The organism is Arthrobacter sp. NA-172 (assembly GCF_043952055.1).
Classification (GTDB): Bacteria; Actinomycetota; Actinomycetes; order Actinomycetales; family Micrococcaceae; genus Arthrobacter.
The window spans coordinates 2,358,919-2,379,873 of the sequence record NZ_JBINOT010000001.1 but is presented as its reverse complement, the minus strand read 5'-3'; the positions used below and the strand labels follow the sequence as shown (position 1 = coordinate 2,379,873).

General features: G+C 63.5%; 14 protein-coding genes and 5 pseudogenes. 14 read left to right on the top strand and 5 right to left on the bottom strand.

Annotation, left to right across the window (positions count from 1 at the left end; translation table 11 throughout):
• Positions 1-89: 89 nt before the first annotated feature.
• Both murJ and ACF0H6_RS11770 read right to left on the bottom strand, forming a co-directional pair.
• Positions 90-2,172, bottom strand: a pseudogene (murJ, locus tag ACF0H6_RS11775) (murein biosynthesis integral membrane protein MurJ).
• Positions 2,173-2,242: 70 nt separating this feature from the next.
• On the bottom strand, positions 2,243-2,743 hold the full coding sequence (locus ACF0H6_RS11770; protein WP_059388857.1) for an NUDIX hydrolase: 501 nt from the start codon (positions 2,741-2,743) through the stop codon (positions 2,243-2,245).
• Positions 2,744-2,970: 227 nt separating this feature from the next.
• Between ACF0H6_RS11770 and ACF0H6_RS11765 the strand changes: the two genes are divergently transcribed.
• The 5 genes and pseudogenes from ACF0H6_RS11765 to ACF0H6_RS11745 all read left to right on the top strand — a co-directional run bounded on the left by ACF0H6_RS11765 (position 2,971) and on the right by ACF0H6_RS11745 (position 8,922).
• Positions 2,971-4,467, top strand: coding sequence for a CCA tRNA nucleotidyltransferase (locus tag ACF0H6_RS11765; RefSeq protein WP_395249749.1), 1,497 nt, complete (start codon positions 2,971-2,973; stop codon positions 4,465-4,467).
• Positions 4,468-4,509: 42 nt separating this feature from the next.
• A pseudogene (locus ACF0H6_RS11760) lies at positions 4,510-5,053 on the top strand (histidine phosphatase family protein).
• Positions 5,054-5,624: 571 nt separating this feature from the next.
• A complete protein-coding gene (locus tag ACF0H6_RS11755) occupies positions 5,625-5,765 on the top strand; it encodes a hypothetical protein (protein WP_395249748.1) in 141 nt (46 codons plus the stop codon).
• Between the two features lie 117 nt (positions 5,766-5,882).
• Positions 5,883-7,484, top strand: coding sequence for a glycosyltransferase family 87 protein (locus ACF0H6_RS11750; RefSeq protein WP_395249941.1), 1,602 nt, complete (start codon positions 5,883-5,885; stop codon positions 7,482-7,484).
• Positions 7,477-8,922 carry a phytoene desaturase family protein gene (locus ACF0H6_RS11745; protein WP_395249747.1) on the top strand — a complete coding sequence of 482 codons (1,446 nt, stop codon included), beginning with the start codon at positions 7,477-7,479 and terminating at the stop codon, positions 8,920-8,922. The genes ACF0H6_RS11750 and ACF0H6_RS11745 overlap by 8 nt, the downstream gene beginning before the upstream one ends.
• A 133-nt stretch (positions 8,923-9,055) precedes the next feature.
• Here ACF0H6_RS11745 and ACF0H6_RS11740 read toward each other — a convergent pair.
• Positions 9,056-9,662, bottom strand: a pseudogene (locus tag ACF0H6_RS11740) (NAD(P)-dependent oxidoreductase).
• Between the two features lie 83 nt (positions 9,663-9,745).
• Here ACF0H6_RS11740 and ACF0H6_RS11735 point away from each other — a divergent pair.
• The gene (locus ACF0H6_RS11735) at positions 9,746-10,138 is read left to right on the top strand and encodes a winged helix-turn-helix transcriptional regulator (RefSeq protein ID WP_395249746.1); all 393 of its coding nucleotides are present in this window, start codon (positions 9,746-9,748) and stop codon (positions 10,136-10,138) included.
• 6 nt (positions 10,139-10,144) lie between these two features.
• Here ACF0H6_RS11735 and ACF0H6_RS11730 read toward each other — a convergent pair whose 3' ends face one another.
• Both ACF0H6_RS11730 and ACF0H6_RS11725 read right to left on the bottom strand, forming a co-directional pair.
• A complete protein-coding gene (locus ACF0H6_RS11730) occupies positions 10,145-10,846 on the bottom strand; it encodes an ABC transporter ATP-binding protein (protein WP_395249745.1) in 702 nt (233 codons plus the stop codon).
• Positions 10,847-10,891: 45 nt separating this feature from the next.
• Entirely contained in the window at positions 10,892-11,983 is a 1,092-nt protein-coding gene (locus tag ACF0H6_RS11725) for an ABC transporter permease (RefSeq protein WP_395249744.1), read from the bottom strand.
• A gap of 203 nt (positions 11,984-12,186) precedes the next feature.
• Between ACF0H6_RS11725 and ACF0H6_RS11720 the strand changes: the two are divergent.
• The 8 genes and pseudogenes from ACF0H6_RS11720 (at position 12,187) to ACF0H6_RS11685 (ending at position 20,902) form a co-directional block, all read left to right on the top strand.
• A pseudogene (locus tag ACF0H6_RS11720) lies at positions 12,187-13,493 on the top strand (sensor histidine kinase).
• Positions 13,490-14,149, top strand: a complete 660-nt coding sequence (locus tag ACF0H6_RS11715; RefSeq protein ID WP_395249743.1) for a response regulator — start codon at positions 13,490-13,492, stop codon at positions 14,147-14,149. The pseudogene ACF0H6_RS11720 and the gene ACF0H6_RS11715 overlap by 4 nt, the downstream one beginning before the upstream one ends.
• 140 nt (positions 14,150-14,289) lie before the next feature.
• On the top strand, positions 14,290-16,284 hold the full coding sequence (locus tag ACF0H6_RS11710) for a penicillin-binding transpeptidase domain-containing protein (protein ID WP_395249742.1): 1,995 nt from the start codon (positions 14,290-14,292) through the stop codon (positions 16,282-16,284).
• A gap of 105 nt (positions 16,285-16,389) precedes the next feature.
• The gene (locus ACF0H6_RS11705) at positions 16,390-17,664 is read left to right on the top strand and encodes an FAD-dependent oxidoreductase (protein ID WP_395249741.1); all 1,275 of its coding nucleotides are present in this window, start codon (positions 16,390-16,392) and stop codon (positions 17,662-17,664) included.
• A gap of 15 nt (positions 17,665-17,679) precedes the next feature.
• Positions 17,680-17,907: pseudogene (locus ACF0H6_RS11700) on the top strand (DeoR family transcriptional regulator); the annotation flags it as partial.
• 89 nt (positions 17,908-17,996) lie between these two features.
• Positions 17,997-19,679 carry an ABC-F family ATP-binding cassette domain-containing protein gene (locus ACF0H6_RS11695; protein WP_395249740.1) on the top strand — a complete coding sequence of 561 codons (1,683 nt, stop codon included), beginning with the start codon at positions 17,997-17,999 and terminating at the stop codon, positions 19,677-19,679.
• A 67-nt stretch (positions 19,680-19,746) separates the two neighbouring features.
• Complete coding sequence (locus ACF0H6_RS11690; protein ID WP_395249739.1) at positions 19,747-20,325, top strand: sugar O-acetyltransferase; 579 nt, start codon at positions 19,747-19,749, stop codon at positions 20,323-20,325.
• 4 nt (positions 20,326-20,329) lie between these two features.
• Positions 20,330-20,902: a TetR/AcrR family transcriptional regulator gene (locus ACF0H6_RS11685; protein WP_395249738.1), complete on the top strand. Its 573-nt coding sequence runs from the start codon at positions 20,330-20,332 to the stop codon at positions 20,900-20,902.
• Positions 20,903-20,955 lie beyond the last annotated feature (53 nt).

Genomic DNA, 20,955 nt, shown 5'->3' with positions numbered 1-20,955 from the left:
CAGCCGGTGACCCGTGGTCTGCAACTACCTGTATTAGCTTCTGATCCTAGCGGATGTGGCCGTTCCGACCCCCGGTTTGCCCGGATGCGTCACCTTTTGCGCCGAGGTCCACCGCGGAAATAGGGGTTGCTTCCCACCGTTCCCTGATACGTGCGTCGGCCAGGCAACGGGATGCCGGGACGGCCCACGCCGCCCTGGGCGGTGCTGGGAACGTCTTCATCCGGCAGGTAGGTCTTCCCGATGTCGGACCAAGCATCCACTGGCTCCTTCCCACCCGCGGTGTTCCCACCCCCATTGCCGGATTCCTGGCCGCCTTCCCACGTTCCATCCTGGGAGCGGACAGTTTCCAAAGCCGGGCCAGCGCGGAAGGATGCGGCGTCGAACTCGCCCGAGATGCGCGGAATGAGCCCCGTGTCGTCGGACACCGTGGCGCGTACCGCCGTCGGGGGCTGATTTCCGCTGGTGGGAGGAACATGCGCCACCGGAACGCCTCGTCCCAGCCGGCCGAGGACCGGCCGAAGCAAGTCGCGCAGCTCGCTGACGTGGAAGGCTCGCAACAAGAGAAGGTACGCGAGCAGCATGACGGGCCCGACGACGACCACCGTCACCAAGGCGGCAGGCCTGCTGCTCCAGGCGAAACCGTCGGCGTGGTAGCTGCCCAGGAGCCACAAGGCCAGAGCGCCGGCGATCGCGGATCCCAGAGCTGCGTAGCCCATGCGAATGTAGGAGTTCGCGATCCGGGGGCCGTCCACATGGCCCAAGAGGCGCCGCAGGAACCAGACGCTGATGACCACGGAAAGGATGTTGCCCACCGTGTATAGGACAGCGATCGCGAAGATGATCTGGCCGACTGGCAGGAATTGGATGATGAACGCGCCCACCACGTTGAGCAGGGCCAGCATGAGCTGGATGTAGAAGGGCGTACGGGCGTCCTCGTTGGCGTAGAAGACGCGGGACATCATGAAGTTGGCGCTCATGAACGGGGTGCTCAGCGCGAGGATAGTCAGCGTCTGGGCCAGCATGACGCCGTCTTGGGGCTTTCCGCCGGAGAAGAACATGCCCAGCGGACCGGCGAGGGCGAAGAGCGCGAGTGCCCCGAAAACGGTGGCGACGGCCATGGTCCGCAGTCCGTGCGAAAGGGCTTCGCGCAGCTCGGTTTTGTTGCCGGCCTGGGAGGCATGGGCCATGCGGTTGAAAAGTACCGTGGCGAGCGACAACGCAATAATCGAGTGCGGCAGCAGGTACAACTGGCTGGCGACTTCCAGGACCGCGTTACCGGGGAGAGTGGCGGCCGCCGGGTCCTGCGCGTGCTCCAGCCGAAGCCGCTCGGAGCCGGGAATGGTGGCGATCCTCATGACGTAGAGGAAGGCAAGCTGTCCGACGGCGGCGGTCAGGAGCGTCCAGACGCTCAGTTTCGCTGCCCTGGCCCAGTCCAACGCCCCGCCAGCCGAAGCGGGGCCGTAGGCCGAGGCGAAGGCGGAACACTGGCACCAGGAGGATGGCCGTCTGGGCGAGCACACCCACGGTGGAGAATCCCGCAATCAGGAAGGTTTGGAACGGTCCCCAATTGTCCAGCGTGTGGGGGTTGGTGTTGTTGGCACCGAGGATCCAAATGAACATGCACAGTCCGGCGATGGCCACCACGTTGTTCAGGATCGGCGCCCACATGGCGGGACCGAAGGCACCGTTGGCGTTGAGGACCTGGGTCAGGAGGGCGTACAAGCCATAGAAAAAGATCTGCGGCAGGCAGTAGAACGCGAAGGTTACTGCCAGGGATTTTTGTTGCGGCGAATAGCCCTGGGTGGTGAGGTCGATGACCATGGGCGCGAGCAACGTGACCAAGGCTGTGAGCACAAAGAGAACCAGCACGGCCAGCGTCAGGAGCCGGCTGATGTAGTCCGCGCCACGGTCCGGACCTTTGCTGGCTTTGATGATCTGCGGCACCAGTACGGCGTTGAATACGCCGCCAGCCACCAGAAGGAAGATCAGGTTGGGCAGGTTGTTGGCGTTGATGAAGGTGTCATTTACCGTCGATCCCAAGCCCAGTGCGGCACCAAGCATCCAGGTCTTGGCAAAGCCCAGGAACCGCGAAACGAGCGTCCCGGCGGCCATGATGGCGCTGGAACGGGTTTCTCCGGACTGGACGGGCTGGGTTGTTTTGGCGGCAGACATTATCCTTATCGTCCCATGCGCCGAGCTGCGTGTTGCGTCAACCCTGTATCAAACCGCTTTAGAAGCCGCGTCAGAGGTGTTCGGGCAGGACTTCCCGGGCGAGATCGGCGATGCGCCGCTCATTGGGGAAGGACAACTTGCGTGCCAATTCCTGGAGGGGAACCCAAGCGGCATCTATGGCCTCTTGATCGGGATCGTTCTCGATGGTCAGCTCTCCGCCAGTCGCTCGCAGCAGGAAATGGTGCACGGTTTTGTGGACCCGGTGCCCGCTCACGGTGAACCAGTAGTCGATGCTGCCGAGCGGAGCCAGGACGTTGCCTTCGATTCCGGTCTCTTCAGCGATCTCGCGGACGGCTGCTTCCTCGTTGTTTTCCTTGCCCTCCGGATGACCCTTCGGCAGGCACCACTCGAGCCGGCCACCCCTATTAAGGCGGGCAATGATCGCAACCCTCAGTTCGCCGTCGGACGTGTCCACTACGACGCCGCCGGCAGAGACCTCCTCCACCGTGGGAAGAGCCGCCTGCGCCGGGTGCGGAGCGGGCGCGACGTGGGCACCAATTGCCGAAGGCAATGGTGCGTTCGTCCTCCTGCCAGGAGCACTCGGGATCGGGTTGGCCATGAAGTCCACTCTAACGACTCTTGCCCCTTGGTGATGACCGGGACATGGACTCACGGTGAAGCGCGGATGGCCTGCGGCGGTGATCCCGGTGCCGTCAAGCTGTCACCGGACTGACATCGCAGCGCAATCACAAGGACCCGGTGTGATGCAGCGGTGAAATCTGACAAGCTTAAGGAACTATGGCGCAAGTATTGGACAGTTCTTCAGTTAATTTCCAGATGGATCCAGTGGTTCTGGACCTCGGGCAGCGGTTTGTGGACGCTGGATTCGAACTGTCGCTGGTGGGCGGGCCGGTGCGGGACCTTTTCCTGGGCAGGGTCTCGCCGGACCTGGATTTCACTACTGACGCCACCCCGGATCAAACCCTTTCCGTGATCAAGAAGTGGGCCGACAATTTCTGGGAGATCGGCCGGGCTTTCGGAACGATCGGGATGAAGAAGTCCGGCTTCCAGATCGAGATCACCACGTACCGCGCGGAGGCCTACGACGCCGATTCCCGTAAGCCCGCCGTCGCGTTCGGTTCTTCGCTGCTGGACGACCTCGTCCGCCGGGACTTCACCATCAACGCGATGGCCCTCCGGCTGCCATCGCTGGAGCTGGTGGACCCCTTCGGCGGTGTGCGCGACCTGCACGCCTCTGTCCTCGCGACGCCCGGAGCCCCGGAGTCTTCATTCTCCGATGACCCGCTCCGCATGATGCGCGCTGCCCGCTTTGCGGCACAGCTTGGCGTGGCCGTGCACGACGACGTCCGCCTCGCCATGTCTGAAATGGCCGATCGAATTACTATCATTTCCGCCGAACGCGTGCGCGAGGAGCTCGTCAAGCTCATCAACGGTGCGCATCCGCGGGCGGGCATCGACCTCCTCGTGGACACAGGGCTCGCGGAATTCGTGCTGCCCGAGGTTTCCGCGCTGCGCCTTGAGTCCGACGAACACCACCGGCACAAGGACGTCTACCAGCACTCCCTGCAGGTCCTGGAGCAGGCCGCTTCTTTGGAAACGGGTCCGGACGGCCCGGTTCCGGGACCGGACTTTGTGCTGCGTTTCGCAGCGTTGATGCACGACGTCGGGAAGCCGGCGACGCGCCGCTTCGAACCGGGCGGCGCGGTGAGCTTCCGCCACCACGACATGGTGGGCTCGAAACTGACCGCGAAGCGCATGAAGGCCTTGCGCTTCGACAATGACACCATCAAGGCCGTGGCGCGGCTTGTGGAGCTGCACATGCGGTTCTATGGGTACGGAGACGCAGGCTGGACCGATTCCGCCGTCCGTCGCTATGTGGCGGATGCGGGTCCTTTGCTGGAACGCCTGCACCGGCTGACCCGGTCCGATGTCACCACGCGTAACCAGCGCAAGGCAGAGCGGCTCTCCTTTGCCTACGATGACCTTGAGCAAAGGATTGCGGTCCTCACCGAGCAGGAATCGCTCAACGCCATTCGGCCCGACTTGGACGGAGCGCAGATCATGGCTTTGCTGGGGCTCAAGCCTGGACCCGTGGTTGGCCGCGCCTACAAGTTCCTGCTCGAAGAGCGCATGGAAAACGGTCCGCTTTCCTCCGACGACGCCGAATCCAAACTCTTGGTGTGGTGGGCTGAGCAACCTGAGTCCGCCGTCGACCTTTCATCGGAACCAGCCGTCGATGCCCATGTGGGCACCGCCGAACCAGAGGAGTCCTAAGTGAACCAAGCAGCCAAGCCGGCCACGCCACAACTCTGGATCATGCGTCACGGCGAGACCGAATGGTCCAAAAGCGGTCAATACACGGGTCTGACAGATCTTCCCCTCACGGTGGAGGGCGAGCAGCAGGCCGTGGAAGCGCGCAAGATTCTGGAAGGAATCGACTTCGATCTCGTCCTGACCTCGCCGTTGCGCCGAGCCCGCCGTACGGCGGAATTGGCTGGCTTCCCGGACGCCGTTCACGAGCCGCTGGCAGTGGAATGGAACTACGGAGACTATGAAGGCATCAGCTCCGATCTCATCCGCAAGGACAACCCCGACTACCTCATCTGGACAGACGGTGTCCCCAACGGCGAGACGCTTGACTCCGTGGCGGGCCGGGCAGACAAGATCATCGCCCGCGTCCATGGAGTCTGGAATGGACAATGTCCTGATTGTGGCCCACGGCCATTTCTCACGCATCCTGACGGCCCGTTGGCTTGAATTGGACGCCAAAGAGGGACGCCATTTTGTCTTGGGAACAGCCAAGGTTTGTACTTTGGGATGGGACAAACGAACACCTGCCATTCTTCGTTGGGGACTGTAATAAATAAATTGTTTGTAATTAGCTGGTCAACAGCTCTATTCATGGTGTAACTTTATTTTTAGTCCCAGAGCGATCCGCCGGGATTAAGGCGTGCACCACCCAGTCAGTCAGCTGCGGTCGTGACAAAGCAGAAAAGGAGGTTGGGAAAATGATTACTTTGACTAGCGGATGGATGATGACAGTTGCTGGCACCCCGGCCTTCGCTTCTCGACGCCGTTTTGCGGCCTAACTTCCCCTGATGTACTTCCGCCCCTGAATCTCGGGGCGTTTCAAGGTGCAATCAGGCGCCGAGTTGGCTTGCCACTGAGCGGTATCACGCGATTGCCGTGGTGCGCAGTTTCCTCATAGTTCGGAACCAGCTTCTTGTTGGGGACGGCTGCTCCCATTGAGGCCGAGTTCCGGAACTCCGTGTTCTGTTGCCGGCTACGGTCATCCGAGCATTCCGCTTATTCCACATCAATTGCCGGGCATTCACCTGTCTAAATGCACCTCTGATTTCTTCGAATTCAGGGGGGTTAATTGTCATGTCCGAATTCCGGCAATTCTCTTCAATAACGAAAGGAGGTGAACCTTGGCCAAGCGCCTCAAGGACCTGATGGTCTTCAACGGCAAGCCGGTGGTCAAAGACAGGACTGTCTTCAATGGACAACTGCTGGACCAGCGCCGGGAAGATGTCTACGTCGTCCTGCACCAGATGGGCATCATCCGCTGAGTGCCTCCCGCCACTGCAATTCAGGAGGGACTGATGGCACACACCGGACCGTTCGCCTCGGAAGCCCACGCGGCTGCGCGTGGGCTTCCGCCTTTTAAGGCCGGTAAGCTCGATTCCATGCAGGAGACGAAGCCGCACATCCAGCAAAAGCGTGCGCGCTTTGTGGTTCCCAGTCGCAGTGATTCCTTGCTCAGCAGGTTTACTGAACTGATCGGAGGTCCGCTCGGCTGGCGTTCCTCCCCCGGAACCATTTCCCCCGGATTCTTCACGGTGGAACGTGTCCTGATCATCCTTACGATCGTTGCCGCGCTGCTGTCGATCCTGATCAAGGGCTATTGCCGCGTCAACGGTTGGCACACCCCCCAGCAGTTCTACGCCACCTGCTACTCGGATTTCCCCGAACTCTTCAGCAGCCGAGGCCTCGCGGATGGCGCGTTTCCGTTCTTTGACCAGAAGACCCCCTTCGAATACCCGGTGATCACCGGGCTGATCGCCGGGGTCACTGCGTGGCTGGTACCAGGACATGGCGCTAGTCCTGAACGAATACTGGGGTACTTCGATGTGAATGCCACCCTGGTTGCCGCCATGTGGATCGTGGTTGTTCTGGCTACCGCGCGCATCAACCGCCGCCGGCCCTGGGACGCGGCCATGGTGGCCCTCGCCCCGGGAATCGTCCTGGCTGGAGTCATCAACTGGGACATGTGGGCTGTCGCGATGCTCGCGGTGGGGATGTACTTCTTTGCGAAAGAACGCCCTCTTCTGGCAGGCCTGTTCATCGGCCTGGGCACGGCCACCAAGCTGTATCCGATGCTGATTCTCGGTGCAGTCTTCCTCCTGGCGATACGCAGTGGCCGCATGCGGGCCTTCATCGCGACAACACTCTCGGCGGTCATAGCGTGGCTAGCGGTCAATGTTCCGATCGCCGCCGCGAATCCGGCGGGCTGGCGATACTTTTTCGACTACACGCAGGACCGCCCGGCTGGATACAGCTCGGTGTGGTTTGCCTACAACTTGGTGGCCGAACGCCTGCAGCTGGCACAACTTGGCCCCGGAGCCATCAACGCCCTGGCAATGAACATGTTCCTGCTTGCGTGCGTTCTCATTGCCGGATTGGCTTTGACGGCGCCGCAGCGGCCGCGTTTGGCGCAACTGACGTTCCTGATCGTTGCTGCGTTCATCCTCAGCAACAAGGTCTATTCGCCGCAATATGTGTTGTGGCTTATCCCCCTCCTGGCTTTGGCCCGCCCCCGTTGGCGCGAATTCCTGGTCTGGCAGGCAGCAGAGGCGCTGCATTGGACCGCCACGTGGATGTACCTCGGGCAGACCAGCAGTGGCGGGCCAGCGCAGAACAACATCGACATGCCTTACTACGTCATGGCCGTGATCCTTCATATGGCCGCAACCGCATATTTGATGTTGAGGGTTGCTTGGGACATCTGGGAACCGCGCCTGGACCCGCTCCGAACCCGGGGCGTGGACGATCCCCATGGTGGAGAGTTCGACGGCGCCAAGGATTGGTTCCGCGTGGACCTCGCGAACCCCCCTGCCTCGGTGCTGCCTTGGCGACGGACCGCCCAGTCTCTACCGTCTCTGGAGGAGCCGCCGGTGGGCGGGTACTCTGTGGATTCGACGCACGATGTGCATGCGCAGGGCGACGACACGCAGGGCAAGTATTTGCAAGGCGAGTATTCGCGAGGCGAGGCCGAGCGCGATGGATGAGGTCGCCGTCGTCGGCTCGGGACCGAATGGCTTGGCCGCCGCGGTGGTCATGGCCCGTGCGGGCCTTGCCGTCCGGGTGTACGAGGCCGCAGAGACGATCGGAGGCGGAACGCGTTCCGCTGAGTTGCTGGAACCGGGGCATGTCTACGATGTCTGTTCCGCCGTCCATCCGATGGCTCTGGCGTCGAGATTCTTCCGCGATTTTGAACTTGAACGGCGTGTGGAGCTGCGTTTGCCGGAGGTGCAATACGGAACACCGCTCGACGGCGGCAGGGCAGCCCTCGCGTACCGCTCCTTGGAGAGGACCGCCTCTGAGCTCGGAGCCGATGGAGCTGCATTTGTTCGCTTGATGCGACCGCTGGTGGAGGGTCTGGGTGGGGTGCTGGACGTAACGCAGAACCAGCTGCTGCGGATACCGGCCGACCCGGTGACGGCTCTTCGGTTTGCCATGGCAACCCTGGAACAAGGCTCGCCGTGGTGGAACCGGCGCTTCACCGGGGATGCAGCCCCAGCCCTCTTGAGTGGCGTCGCGGCGCACGCCGTTGCACCGCTACCTTCGCTTGCCGCTGCGGGGGCGGGACTCCTCCTGGGTGCGCTGGCTCATGCGGGCGGATGGCCCATTCCGGTGGGTGGTTCTGCAGCGATAGCGGCCGCTCTCGCCCGGGATATCGAGGCGCATGGCGGGGTAATTGAGACCGGCAGGCAGATCGATTCCTTGGAGGAGCTGCGTCCCGCGAAGGCCATCCTCCTGGACGTTGCGCCTCCGGGATTCCTTCGCATGGCAGGCTCGGCGCTTCCCGAGCGCTACAGCCGGTCCCTGGAAACATTCCGCTTTGGGAATGCTGCGTGCAAGGTCGATTTCATCCTCTCCGGGCCGGTGCCATGGGCCGCTCCCGGGCTCGCCGATGCCGGGACCGTGCATGTGGGCGGCACACGGGCGGACATTGCCGAAGCCGAGAACTTGGTCGCCGCCGGCCGCCATCCTGAGAAACCGTACGTCCTGGTCGCCCAGCCGTCGATCGTGGATTCTGGACGCGCGCCTGCTGGCCGGCACATTCTCTGGTCGTATTGCCACGTACCCAAGGGGTCAACGGTGGACATGGCCGAGGCTGTGATGGCCAGGATCGAGGAATTCGCGCCGGGCTTCCGGGATGTGGTGATGGGCTGGAAGACGACGACGGCGGCCGGCTTGGCCGATTACAACGGGAACTATGTGGGCGGCGATTTCGGCGCAGGCATCATTGATATTCGCGGGCTGTTGCAGCGTCCGGTGCTTTCGCCTGTGCCGTGGCGAACGCCGCTGCCGGGTGTGTACCTGTGCTCGTCGTCGACGCCACCCGGGCCGGGCGTGACAGGAATGCCAGGCTATCACGCCGCTAAGCATGCCTTGAAAGACATATTTGGCCTGAAGGTTCCCGCGCTGGGCCTTGGCGCCTAACCTCCCCCTGACGCTCGCTCACTTATGTACCCAAACGACGGTTCCCTCCTGCAGATGATCTGCAGGAGGGAACCGGATCTTCAGCTCATATCTGAAAGAGGGTCGGGAAAATACGCAACAGACGTGAGCGGGGTTAGTTGGCTGCTGTGAAACGGGCGCGGCGGTGGGCCGGGGTCTCAATTTCGTCCAGCATTGCCACTGCGTAGTCCTGTGTAGAGATGCTGTTGCCAGCGGGGGAATCCTTCGCGGTGGAGTAGTTGCCGGTGCGCTCACCGGGCTGGATCACGGGTGCCGGTGCGAGCACGGTCCAGTCCAGGCTTCTCGGGAGCTTCCTTGACGGCGGCGAAGGCTGCGGCCCCGGTGGTCGCTTCCGCCTTGTAGGCCTCAGGGAAGTCTGGCGAATCGAGGAGGCGGACGCCGTCGATCTCCAGCGTGCCTGCACCGCCGACGATCAGGAGGCGCGTGCCTTCGGCATTGCTGTAGGCGGTATCCATTGCGGCCAGCCACTCGCCGTGGTCTCCGCCGGTGCGGCTCGGTCCGGCGGCGAGGATGACGGCGTCGTGCGCTTTGGCGATCTCGGCGAAGGTTCGGCCGTCGGCCAGATCGGCGGCCAGGGACTTTGCGCCGGCGATCTCTGAGCCCTTGCGGGAGATGGCGGTCACCTCATGGCCCCGGGTGAGGGATTCGTTGACGATCTGGCTTCCGACCATGCCTGTTGCGCCGTAAACTGCGATTTTCATGACTCTCCTTGGGGTTGCTATCCTTGCAATACAACTACAGTATTTATTTGATACTGATAGCTTCAAAGGAACTTAGTTACCTCATGGATACCATCAAGCCGCCAGCAAACGTCCTCGACCCGGGTTGCCCGTCCCGGGTGATCTTCCAGCGCATCGGGGACAAATGGGCCTCCTTGGTGGTCCAGGTCCTCGCGGACGGGCCCGTCCGGTTTTCCGAGCTTCGAAAAATGGTCCACGTTGTGACCCCCAAAGTACTGACCCAGACCCTTCGCGCCCTTGAACGGGACGGTCTGATCACTCGAACTGTCCACGCCCAGGTGCCACCGCGCGTCGACTATGAACTGACCGAGATAGGCGCCTCCCTCTTGGCACCCCTCACTCTTTTGCGGCTTTGGGCGGAGGACCACGTGCCAAGCATTCTCGAGGCCCGCGATGCCTATGACGATGCCCAGGATGAGGCTGTTCTGGGAGGCTGACCCGAGCTAGTTGGGTGGGCCCACGGTGAGGGCCGGCACGCTCAGGCGTCCGTCGCGCATGGTTGCCACGGAATCGGTGAGAGGCAGGAATTCGGTATCGTGCGTGACCATGACGGTCGCGGTCGCGAATTCGTCCGTCACCTGACGCAGGAGCCGCACGATCGATTCGCTTCGCTCATGGTCCAAGGCCGCCGTCGGTTCGTCGACGAGCAGTACGCCGGGCTGACCCATGAGCGCCCGTGCAATATTCACGCGCTGCCGCTGGCCGCCGGAGAGTTGATGCGGCCGTTTGTTGAGCGAACCGCCGAGCCCGACGACGTCGAGGAGTTCCGTGGCGCGCTTGCGTGCCGGAGCGGTCGGCCTGCCTCGGAGATGGTGGCCGATGATTAGCTGCTCGACGGCGGTCAGCGACGGCAGGAGGTTGGGTTGCTGGAAGATGATGCCCACCTTCTCCCGCCGCAAGGAAGTGAGCTCGGTGTCCTTGAGCCCTGTGGCATCTTTGCCGTCGATGACGACGAGCCCGGAGCTCGGCCGGACGAGTGTTGCAGCCACGGCCAGAAGCGAGGATTTTCCAGAACCGGACGGGCCGACGAGTGAGAAGAACTCGCCCGCGTCTACCCGGAGATCCACGGCGTCCAAGGCTTTCAGGGTGGAGTCGCCGTCCGGGTATTCAAGGGTGACGTTGACGAGGCTGAGGACAGGATTCATTGATATGCCTTTCAGGGAATATTTACGATACGGCGCGGCACGGGGTTAGTTGCCACCGAGGGCGATGAGCGGATCCACCTTGGTGATGCTGCGGACCGCGACCGCCGCCCCGCCAAGCCCCAGAAGCACAATCCCGGCAATGGGGACGAGGGTAGTCAGCGGAGTTACCAGGAACGGGGCCGCTTTGGCGGCGAAGAAGCCGCCCAAAACGCCGATCCCACCGCCCAGACCTGCGCCGACGAACAAGACAATTCCGGCCTGGACCAACGCGTCCCGGACCACATATCCGGACGAGGCCCCCATGGCCTTGAGCACCGCGATGTCGCGGGTGCGCTGGACTGTCCAGACCGTCAGGAAGGCAACAATGACCAGGGCCGAGATGCCGTAGAGGAAAGCCTGCATCAACATGAGCGAGCCGTTCTCGCTCTTGTAGGAGCCGAGTGCCTGGAACGAGCCGTTGGGGGTGGCGCTGATCGTGCCGGCCGCCGCATTGGCGGCGTCGGTATCCACGGAGGCACCGGCGTCGTACGTCACCGCGAGGACTGTTCCGATAGATGCCCCGGCAGGAATGTGCGCCAACTGCTGCCACGTGGCCCGGGAGGTCCAGACGACGCCGGTGTGCGAATACCACTCATCCTGGGTGATTGCGGATACGGTCAGTGCGGTACCGCCCACTGTCACCCGGCTTCCGACACGCAACGAGAGTTCTTTTGCCAAGGTCCCTCCGACCACCACCTCGCCGTCCTTCACAGCGACAGGCGAGATGCCGCCGTTGGCCCCGAAGACGGCGACATTGGCGGTTCCCGCCGCACTGTTGGACGAATCGAGGGACTGGAATCGCGTCTGGGAGATGCCGACCGCCTCCGCCGAGGCGATGCCTGGCCTGTTTCGCCACGCCTCGAGTTGTTTACTCGAGATTTCCGATTCAGTGTAGGAAGCTTTGGCTTCGCCCCCTGCCGGCGGACCGAAGACGATTCGCGACGCCGGGAGGGCTGCGATGGCCGAGGTGGACTGGTCGGCGAGACCCGCGGTAAGGCCGGAAAGCATGACGAGGAGGAGCGTGATGAGGGCGACGACGCTTCCCATGAGGGCGAAGCGGCCCTTGGCAAAGCGGATGTCGCGCACGGCGAGAAACATGTAATTCCTTTGATTCGAAGGCCCTTTGAGGCTGCTTTTGGTCTTGTTTCAACTCTCCGACGGGAAGGCGCGCACCGCATCGGGAAGGGGATGGATCCGCGAGATCGCCTTGGTTGACGCACGAATCAACCATTCGGTTGATTCGGTCCCCGAGCCGCGGAATACGGGCAAAAGTGTCGGTGGGCGGGGATACGCTGGGGAGCATGCAGGGATCTGAATTGCCGCAAGCCGCGCAGCCCGTCAGCTCCGCCGCGATTTTGCGTGTCCTCCGCGTTAGCCTGCACGTCGGATTCGCGGTGCTGTTGTTGGTTGCGATCGTCAGGCTGGTCCATGGCGCACCTTTCGCCGTTGGCCACCGGGGCAGGCCTGTCTCTCGCGTTGCTGCTGGCCGCCGTCTATCTCGTGGGGACGACTCTCGAGAAGAGACACGCCGTCAATTCCGAGCGCTTCGATCCGAAACCCTATGCCCGGTGGTGGCTCGCCGCCGTCTGCTTCCTTTGGCTGCTGCTTATGTCCATTAGTCCGGACTTTGCCTGGATAGCTTTCCCGTTGTTTTTCGTGCAATTGCATATCTTGCCGCGCCGCCCCGCGCTGTTGGGCATAGCCGCCAGCACTGCACTGTTGATCGCGGCTATGTGGTTCCACAACCGCGGAGCAAGCGCCGATGCCGTGCAACTTCCCATGGTCCTCGGCCCGGTTTTCGGTGCCGCCTTCGCCCTGGTCGACCGGTCTGGCGTACCGGGCGCTGTACGCGGAGGCGGAGAACCAACGCCTCGCCGCCGAGGAGCTGCGCCGAACCCGCGCCGAGCTCGCCCGCAGCCAGCACGACGCCGGTGTGCTGGCTGAGCGCGAAAGACTCGCTCGCGAAATCCACGACACGTTGGCCCAGGGATTTTCCAGCATCGTCCTGATGGGGCGCTCGGCGGAGAAAGCCCTCGACGCCGGTGACAACGTCGCGGCCCGTGACCGGCTCAGGACCGTCCGGGAGACAGCGGCCAGCAACCTGGCGGAGGCGCGAAACTTTGTCCGGGGACTGGGGTCTCCGGAACTGGACGAGTCCACCTTGGCGGACACCTTGCGGCGGCTCTGCACGAAGACCGAGGCCGAAGCCGCTGCGCGCGGAGCGATGCTGCGCTGCCGCTTCGAGCTCCAGGGCACGCCGGTGCCGCTGCCCAATCCGTACCAAACCACTTTGTTGCGCGCAGCTCAGTCTTCCCTGGCGAATGTGTGGGCGCACGCCCACGCAAGCACCGCCGTCGTCACCCTGTCTTTCCTGGACGCCGAGGTGACCATGGACGTGTTCGACGACGGCGCAGGCTTCGATCCCGCGCTGGCCGCTGCCGCGGAAACCCGCGGTGACGGAACCGGCGTCGGGCTCAAAAGCCTGCGCGAGCGACTGGCAGCCCTGAATGGAACGCTCGACGTCGAGTCCACCCCCGGTGACGGGACCGTGGTGGCCGTCCGGCTGCCGCTGGGCACTGGCAACCCGGCGCAGGGGGTATCCGCGTGAAAGGCAACATCACGGTTTTGCTCGTGGACGATCATCCGGTGGTCCGGGCGGGGCTGCGGGCCATGCTTGCCGACTTCGAGGGAGTCAGTGTGGTGGCGGAAGCGTCCGACGGCGGCGCCGCCTTGGCGGAACTCTCGAAACTCCATGCGCTCGGGGAACCCGTGGACGTGGTTCTCATGGATTTGCAAATGGGATCGGGGATGGACGGCGTCACTGCGACCGGCAAAATCAAGGCCGGTGAGGCCGGGACTCCCCCGCCACCGGTCCTGATCCTGACCACTTACGACAACGACGCAGACATCCTCGCCGCGGTGGAGGCCGGCGCGAGTGGATACATGCTCAAAGACGCGCCGCCCGAGCAGATTCGACAGGCCGTGGTGTCCGCGGCTGCCGGCCAGACGGCGCTTGCGCCCGAGGTCGCGGCGCGGCTCATGGGCAGGATCCGCAATCCAGCGCCCGCCTTGAGCACCCGCGAAGTCCAGCTTGTGGAGCTGCTCGCCACCGGTATGAGCAACCGTGCCATGGCGAGGCAGCTCTTCATTTCCGAGGCCACGGTGAAGACGCACTTGGTGCATATCTACGCCAAGCTGGGCGTAGATAACCGGACGGCGGCCATCGCCGTGGCGACACAGCGCAGGATCATCCGGGCCCCCTAACCCACCCAACTGACCGGTCGACCCGACTGACTCGCAGTAGGTGTCATTTTGAGCCCTCAAAGCGACACATAATGCCAGTCAGACGGGAGGAGGGCAGAGCTTGACTCGCGAAATTGGCGTCAGAAGGCATAATGGCGCAAATGGGGAAAACTAAGAACCTTGTCCTGGGGCTTGCTGCCCTGATGATTGCCGGCTCGCTGTCCGCTTGCGATGACGGCCGCTCCGGGGCGGAGGGTGCGGCCAAGCAGCTCGCGTCGTCCCTGGCAGCGCTCGACGTCGGATCGCTCGCCGTTGACGGCAAAGACGCTGCCGCGGCAAACGAGCAGCTCAAGGCGGTGTTTGCAGCCCTCGATCCTGCCAAGCCTTCCGTTGAAAGCGGCGCTGTGAAGCTCGACGGGGACAAAGCGTCGGTCCCGCTCAACTTCACGTGGAAGATCGGAACCGCGCAATGGAAGTACACCTCCCAGGCGGCTCTGAAGAAATCGGGCGACAAATGGGCCGTCCAATGGACTACGACACTCTTGGAGCCGGACCTGAAGGACGGCGAAGTCCTGGACAAAACGGTTACTCCTCCGGCCAGGGCTGAAATCCTTGGCGCCGGGGACGCTAAATTGATCAGCTACCGTCCCGTGGTTTTTGTCGGCATCGACAAGACCACGATCGGATCCGCGGATCCTGCTGCTTCAGCTTCGAAGCTCGCGCAACTGGTAGGCGTGGACGAAGCCACGTACGTGAAACAGGTCCAGGCGGCCGGCCCGCAGGCTTTCGTCAGTGCCATCACCCTGCGTCAGGACGGCCGGACGATCACGGACCAGCAGATTGCCGCGATTCCGGGTGCTCGGGCAATTCCTGATTCCCTGCCTTTGGCGCCGACGCGCACCTTCGCCCGCGCCGTGCTGGGTAGCGCGGCTGAGGCAAGCGCCGAACAGATCCAAAAGGCCGGGGGCACACTCAAAGCGGGAGACATCGTCGGGACCGGCGGCCTGGAGGAACAATACGACGCCCAGCTCCGTGGCCAAGATGGAGTCTCCATCAAGGCCCGGCCGCAAGGCATGACCGACGACCAGATCAAAACAGCAAAGCCGGATCCCCGCCGAGTGCTTTTCACCGTCAACACGAAGCCTGGCGATCCGCTGAAGACCACCCTGGATCCGCGCTTGCAGCAGCTCGCCGAAGACACCTTGGCGGGCGTTGGACCGGCCTCGGCAATTGTGGCGCTCCGTCCGTCCACCGGCGCTGTTCTTGCGGCAGCCTCCGGCCCCGGAAGCAATGGCTACAACACCGCAATGCTGGGCCAATACGCGCCGGGTTCAACGTTCAAGATCGTCGATTCCCTCGCCTTGATCCGCAACGGAATGACGCCGGATTCCAAGGTTGAGTGCACGCCAACCATTACCGTGGACGGCCGGACCTTCAAGAACGCCGAAGGCTATCCGGCGTCGTCCTTGGGCTCTGTCGCCTTGCGGGACGCATTTGCCCATTCGTGCAACACGGCCTTCATCAGTTCCCGGGACAAAGTCAGCCAGGCCCAACTTGAATCCGCGGCAACCTCACTGGGGCTGGCAGTTCAAGCGCCGAAGCTTGGAGCGGACGCGTTCCTGGGCTCAGTACCAGCAAGCGCCGACGGCACCGAGCACGCGGCCTCCATGATCGGCCAAGGCAAAGTGCTCCTTTCCCCGTTCGCTGCCGCGCTCATGGCAGCCTCGGTGGCCCACGGCGCGCCGGTGTCGCCGCAACTTGTCCTGAACCCCGGCTCTGGTTCGCCCTCCACAGGTGCCACCCCGACGGCGTCCGGCTCGCCGTCGTCGTCCGCCTCTGCCACGGTGTCTGCCACGCCGCCTGCTCAGGCAGCGTCCGACAAGCCGGTCACGCCGGCGGAGGCCGCCGCACTGAGTGACATGATGCGGGCCGTGGTGACCTCAGGCCACGCTGGATTCCTCGCGTCGGTCCCCGGGGCGCCTGTGGGCGCGAAGACCGGGACGGCCGAATTCGGAACGGATAACCCGCCGAAGACGCACGCCTGGATCGTTGCGGTGCACGGCGATCTGGCGGTGGCCGTTTTCGTGGAAGACGGCGGCCTCGGCGCGACAACCAGTGGACCGCTGCTCAAATCGTTCCTGACGGCGGCCGGCTGACGGCTCACCCTCCCGGCGCTCGAGGGTGCGCCTAGACACGCCTTCCGGGCGGGTGCACACTTAATTCAACGCTTGATGAATTAGTTGAATCCTCTGGGAGTCGCCATGGTCCAGCTTGAACGCACCACCTGCGTCGTCGTCGGCGGCGGCCCCGCTGGGGTGATGCTCGGACTCCTTCTGGCCCGGGCCGGAGTGGAGGTCACGGTCCTTGAAAAGCACGCCGACTTCCTGAGAGATTTCCGCGGCGACACCGTTCATGCCTCCACCATCCGGCTCTTGGATGAGCTCGGGCTCGGCGAGGGATTCCGTGCCCTGCCACAAAGCAAGCTGGGCAATTTCCGGCTTCCCACACGGGGCGGAGAAGTCACTCTTGGCGACTTCGGCCTGCTCAAGCCGCCTTACGATTATGTCGCCATGGTTCCCCAATGGGACCTCTTGAACTTCCTGGTCGATGCGGCACACCAGGAGCCACGGTTCACCATCCGCATGAACACGGAAGCAACGGACCTGCTGCACGACGACGGCGGGAAGGTCGCCGGGGTGGCGTACCGCACCCGGGACGCGTCGTCGGGGGCTGTGATTGGTGGGGGCGCACTACACGCCGAGCTGACGGTGGCATGCGACGGCCGCAGCTCGGTGCTCCGGCAGAAGGCTGGACTTGTCCCCCACGAGTTCCCGGTGCCTTTCGATACGTGGTGGTTCCGGCTCTCCAGGCGTGCCGACGAACAGGAACAGTTGGGCTCCATCATGCCCAGTTTCTCCGGCACGGATGTGTTGCTCAGCCTGACCCGCAAGGACTTCTACCAGATCGCCTATCTCGCGGAGAAGGGCAAGGATCTGCAGATGCGGGTCGAAGGAGTGGAAAGCTTTCGGGCGCGCATAGCGCGCTTGCGACCAGATCTGGCGGACCGGTTGGACGAGATCAAGTCTATGGATGATCTCCACTTGCTGGACGTGAAACTCAACCGGATCAAACCGTGGCACAAGCCCGGCCTTCTGCTGATCGGCGACGCCGCCCACGCTATGTCTCCCGCCGGGGGCGTGGGAATCAACCTGGCGATCCAGGACGCCGTTGCCGCCGCCCAGCGCATCGCCCCGCCGTTGCTCCGGGGCACTCTGGGCGAGGCCGAGCTCGCTTCGGTGCAGAAACGTCGTTGGCTCCCCACCGTGCTCATTCAGAACGGGCAGCGCGTGCTCCACAAGGCGGTTTTCGGTCCTGCGGTGTCGGGCCAACCGGTCCGCCCGCCGGGACCGGTGGTCTTTATCGCCCGGCACATGCCGTGGTTCAGAAAACTTCCGGCGCTCATGATTGCTTTCGGTCCGCGGCCGGAGCACGCGCCGGCTTTTGCACGCCGGAAGGCCCCAACTACGCGGTGGTGAACAGGGGTCCACCCCGAGGCCGGCCTCACTACTGGTGATCCCGATGAGGCGGCCATGAAGCGCGCCCTCGCAGCCCGGGCGGCGGATACCTACATCCTCGCCTTGTCCGAGAAGATCGGCGCAGCCTCGCCCTACCAAGTCTTGTCTCTGGATGAGATCACAGGCCTAATCACCGACGCTGGCCCGGCATCGCCTATCATCCCTGCGCTTGCCGCACGCGGTGTCAACGTCATTTCGGCGTGAGGCCTTTATGGAAGATCCCCACGGCTGTCCGCGCCGTCGCAGGTTCTGATGGCTGAGGAGTCCCGCGCAGTCCGTGGGAAGATGGGGCAGTGGCCCACATTGATATTTCCGGCATCGACTACTTCCTCTCCGACGGCACCCAGCTGCTCAACGGCGTGACCTTCAAGGTCCCGGACGGCAGCAAAACGGCTCTGATCGGGCCCAACGGAACGGGCAAGACGACACTTTTCAAGATCATCGCCGGAGATCTCACCCCGGACGAAGGCGTGGTGGGCCGTTCCGGCACCATGGGCATCATGCGCCAATTCGTCGGCCAGGTCCGCGATGAGTCCACCGTGCGCGACCTTCTCGTCTCCGCCGCGCCACCGGCGCTTGCGGCGGCCGCAAAAGCAGTCGAAGACGCCGAGCTCGCCATGATGGAGCACGACGACGAGCCCACCCAAATGCAGTACGCCCAAGCGATCGTGGACTGGGGAGACGCCGGGGGTTACGACGTCGAGACCGTCTGGGACGAAGTCTGCATGGCCGCGCTCGGCCTTCCCTTTGACCGCGCGCAGCACCGCCCGGCGTCGAGCCTTTCAGGCGGCGAGCAAAAGCGGTTGGTGCTTGAGGCGCTATTCTCCGGACCGGATCAGCTGCTGCTCCTGGATGAACCGGACAACTACCTGGATGTTCCGGGCAAGCGCTGGCTCGAAAACAAGCTGAACGAATCCAAGAAGACGGTGTTCTTCATCAGCCACGACCGCGAGCTGCTCAATAATGCCGCGGGCCGTATCGTGACGCTCGAACCGGGTATCAACGGGGCCGGTGCGTGGGTGCATGGCGGTGGTTTCGGCACGTATGTGGATGCCCGCATCGACCGCAACGCGCGCTTTGAAGAGCTGCGCAAGCGCTGGGACGAGGAGCACCTGAAGCTCAAGGAACTTGTCATCATGTACAAGACCAAGGCGGCGTTCCGCTCGGACATGGCCAATAAATACCAGGCAGCGCAGACGAGGCTCGCCAAGTTCCTGGAAGCCGGTCCGCCCGAAGCCCTGCCTCTTGAGCAGAACGTGCACATGCGCCTCAAGGGAGGCCGCACGGCCAAGCGCGCAGTTGTGGCTGAAAAGCTTGAACTCACCGGGCTGATGAAGCCGTTCTCTACCGAGATCTGGTTCGGCGACCGCGTGGGCGTGCTGGGTTCCAACGGCTCGGGCAAAAGCCACTTCCTCCGGTTGCTGGCTGCCGGCGGCACCGATCCGGAGCGCGAGCACCTGCCAGTTTCCGACGTCGAGATAGCTGAAGTTCCGCACGAGGGCACCGTCAAACTGGGTGCCATGTCTCGTCCCGGGTTCTTCGCCCAGACCCATTCCCGTCCCGACCTCCTGAGCCGTACGCTCCTGGAGATCCTGCACCGCGGCGACGAGCATCGCTCCGGGCTCGGCCGCGAGGCTGCTTCCGGGGCGCTCGATTCCTACGGGCTGGTGGGCTCGGCCGAGCAGAAGTACGAGTCGCTCTCGGGAGGGCAGCAGGCCCGCTTCCAGATCCTGCTCCTCCAGCTTTCCGGCGCCACGCTCCTCCTTCTGGATGAGCCGACCGATAACCTGGACCTGCACTCGGGTGAAGCCTTGGAACGTGCGATCGATGCTTTCGAAGGCACCGTCCTGGCCGTCACCCACGACCGCTGGTTCGCGAAGTCCTTCGACCGTTTCCTGGCCTTCGGATCCGACGGCAAGGTCTACGAATCTGCCGAGCCGGTCTGGGACGAGTCGCGGGTAGAGCGGGCGCGCTAACCTCCAGCAACTCCCCCCCGGAAGGGGGGACTTTCCCTTCGACCCGACGATGTGTACGATCGTACGCATGGCTGATTACTTCGCTGATGACCCGCGCACGAACCGCGAACGGATGCTTGCCGGGGACCTCTATATCTCCGACGATCCAGAGAGTGCGCGTGAATCCCAGCGGGCTGTAGTGCTGCAGACCAAGTACGCTGCCGCCTACGTTGAAGACCAGGATGCTGCCCGGCAAATCCTCGCTGAGCTCTTGGGCGGCCTAGGCGAAGAAGCCCGTATCAAACCACCGATCTTCGTGGACTATGGCACCTACATCACTGTTGGAGCCCGGACCTTCATCAACTACAACCTGACTGCCCTGGACGTCGCCCCGATCACCATCGGGGAGGACTGCCAGATCGGCCCCAACGTGCAGCTGCTGACGCCCACTCACCCCGTGGAGCCGCAGGCGCGCCGCGACCGCCTCGAGGGCGCACAGCCGATCACCATCGGAGACAACGTGTGGCTCGGCGGCGGGGCAATCGTCCTTCCCGGCGTGAGCATCGGCGACAACTCGGTCATCGGCGCAGGCGCGGTGGTCACCAGGGACATTCCCGCCAACTCGCTCGCGGTGGGCAACCCGGCCCGCGTGATACGGGAGATCTGAAACCGTGGCCCCTCGCCGCTTCGATCCGGACCGCCGGGACCGGATTATTGAGGCCACTCTTGACGTCATCGCTGCCCAAGGCGTGGCCGGCGCCTCGCATCGCAAAATTGCCGAGCATGCTGGAGTACCACTGGGGTCCATGACGTACCATTTCGCCAGCATGGATGAACTCCTCACGGAGGCGTTCAGGCGCTTCGGGAATTCGATCGCCGATCGTTTCGACCAGCAATTGGAACAAGCAAACGACGTCGACGGCGCGCGGCTCGCAGTGGTGGACTTGATCCATCTCGACTTGCTGGACTCGCAGCGGGACTTGGTCTTGACGCACGAGCTCTATACGCTCGCCGCCCGGAAGCCGGTGTTCCGGCAGATCACGCGGGACTGGATGGCCCGGAGCAGACGCGCCCTGGGCCTGCATTTCGACCCGGTCACGTGCAGGATGCTCGATGCGTTAATTGAAGGACTCTTCATCCATGCCGCCCTCGACACCGAACCGCATGACCGGGCCACCACCGTAGAAGCGGTTGCCCGCATCACCACTGCGCACCACCATTCGCCCGCAACGCCGACCCAATAGCGCGTCCCGGGTCCAAGAAAACAACGCAAGAAATCTCTCCGTGGAAGTTGTCA

Bases quoted from the DNA above. Each gene is read 5' to 3' on its own strand.
- ACF0H6_RS11730 (WP_395249745.1), bottom strand. From the start codon at position 10,846: ATGAATCCTGTCCTCAGCCTCGTCAACGTCACCCTTGAATACCCGGAC.
- ACF0H6_RS11735 (WP_395249746.1), top strand. From the start codon at position 9,746: ATGGATACCATCAAGCCGCCAGCAAACGTCCTCGACCCGGGTTGCCCG.
- ACF0H6_RS11710 (WP_395249742.1), top strand. From the start codon at position 14,290: ATGGGGAAAACTAAGAACCTTGTCCTGGGGCTTGCTGCCCTGATGATT.
- ACF0H6_RS11690 (WP_395249739.1), top strand. From the start codon at position 19,747: ATGGCTGATTACTTCGCTGATGACCCGCGCACGAACCGCGAACGGATG.
- ACF0H6_RS11725 (WP_395249744.1), bottom strand. From the start codon at position 11,983: ATGTTTCTCGCCGTGCGCGACATCCGCTTTGCCAAGGGCCGCTTCGCC.
- ACF0H6_RS11765 (WP_395249749.1), top strand. From the start codon at position 2,971: ATGGCGCAAGTATTGGACAGTTCTTCAGTTAATTTCCAGATGGATCCA.
- ACF0H6_RS11750 (WP_395249941.1), top strand. From the start codon at position 5,883: ATGCAGGAGACGAAGCCGCACATCCAGCAAAAGCGTGCGCGCTTTGTG.
- ACF0H6_RS11705 (WP_395249741.1), top strand. From the start codon at position 16,390: ATGGTCCAGCTTGAACGCACCACCTGCGTCGTCGTCGGCGGCGGCCCC.
- ACF0H6_RS11745 (WP_395249747.1), top strand. From the start codon at position 7,477: ATGGATGAGGTCGCCGTCGTCGGCTCGGGACCGAATGGCTTGGCCGCC.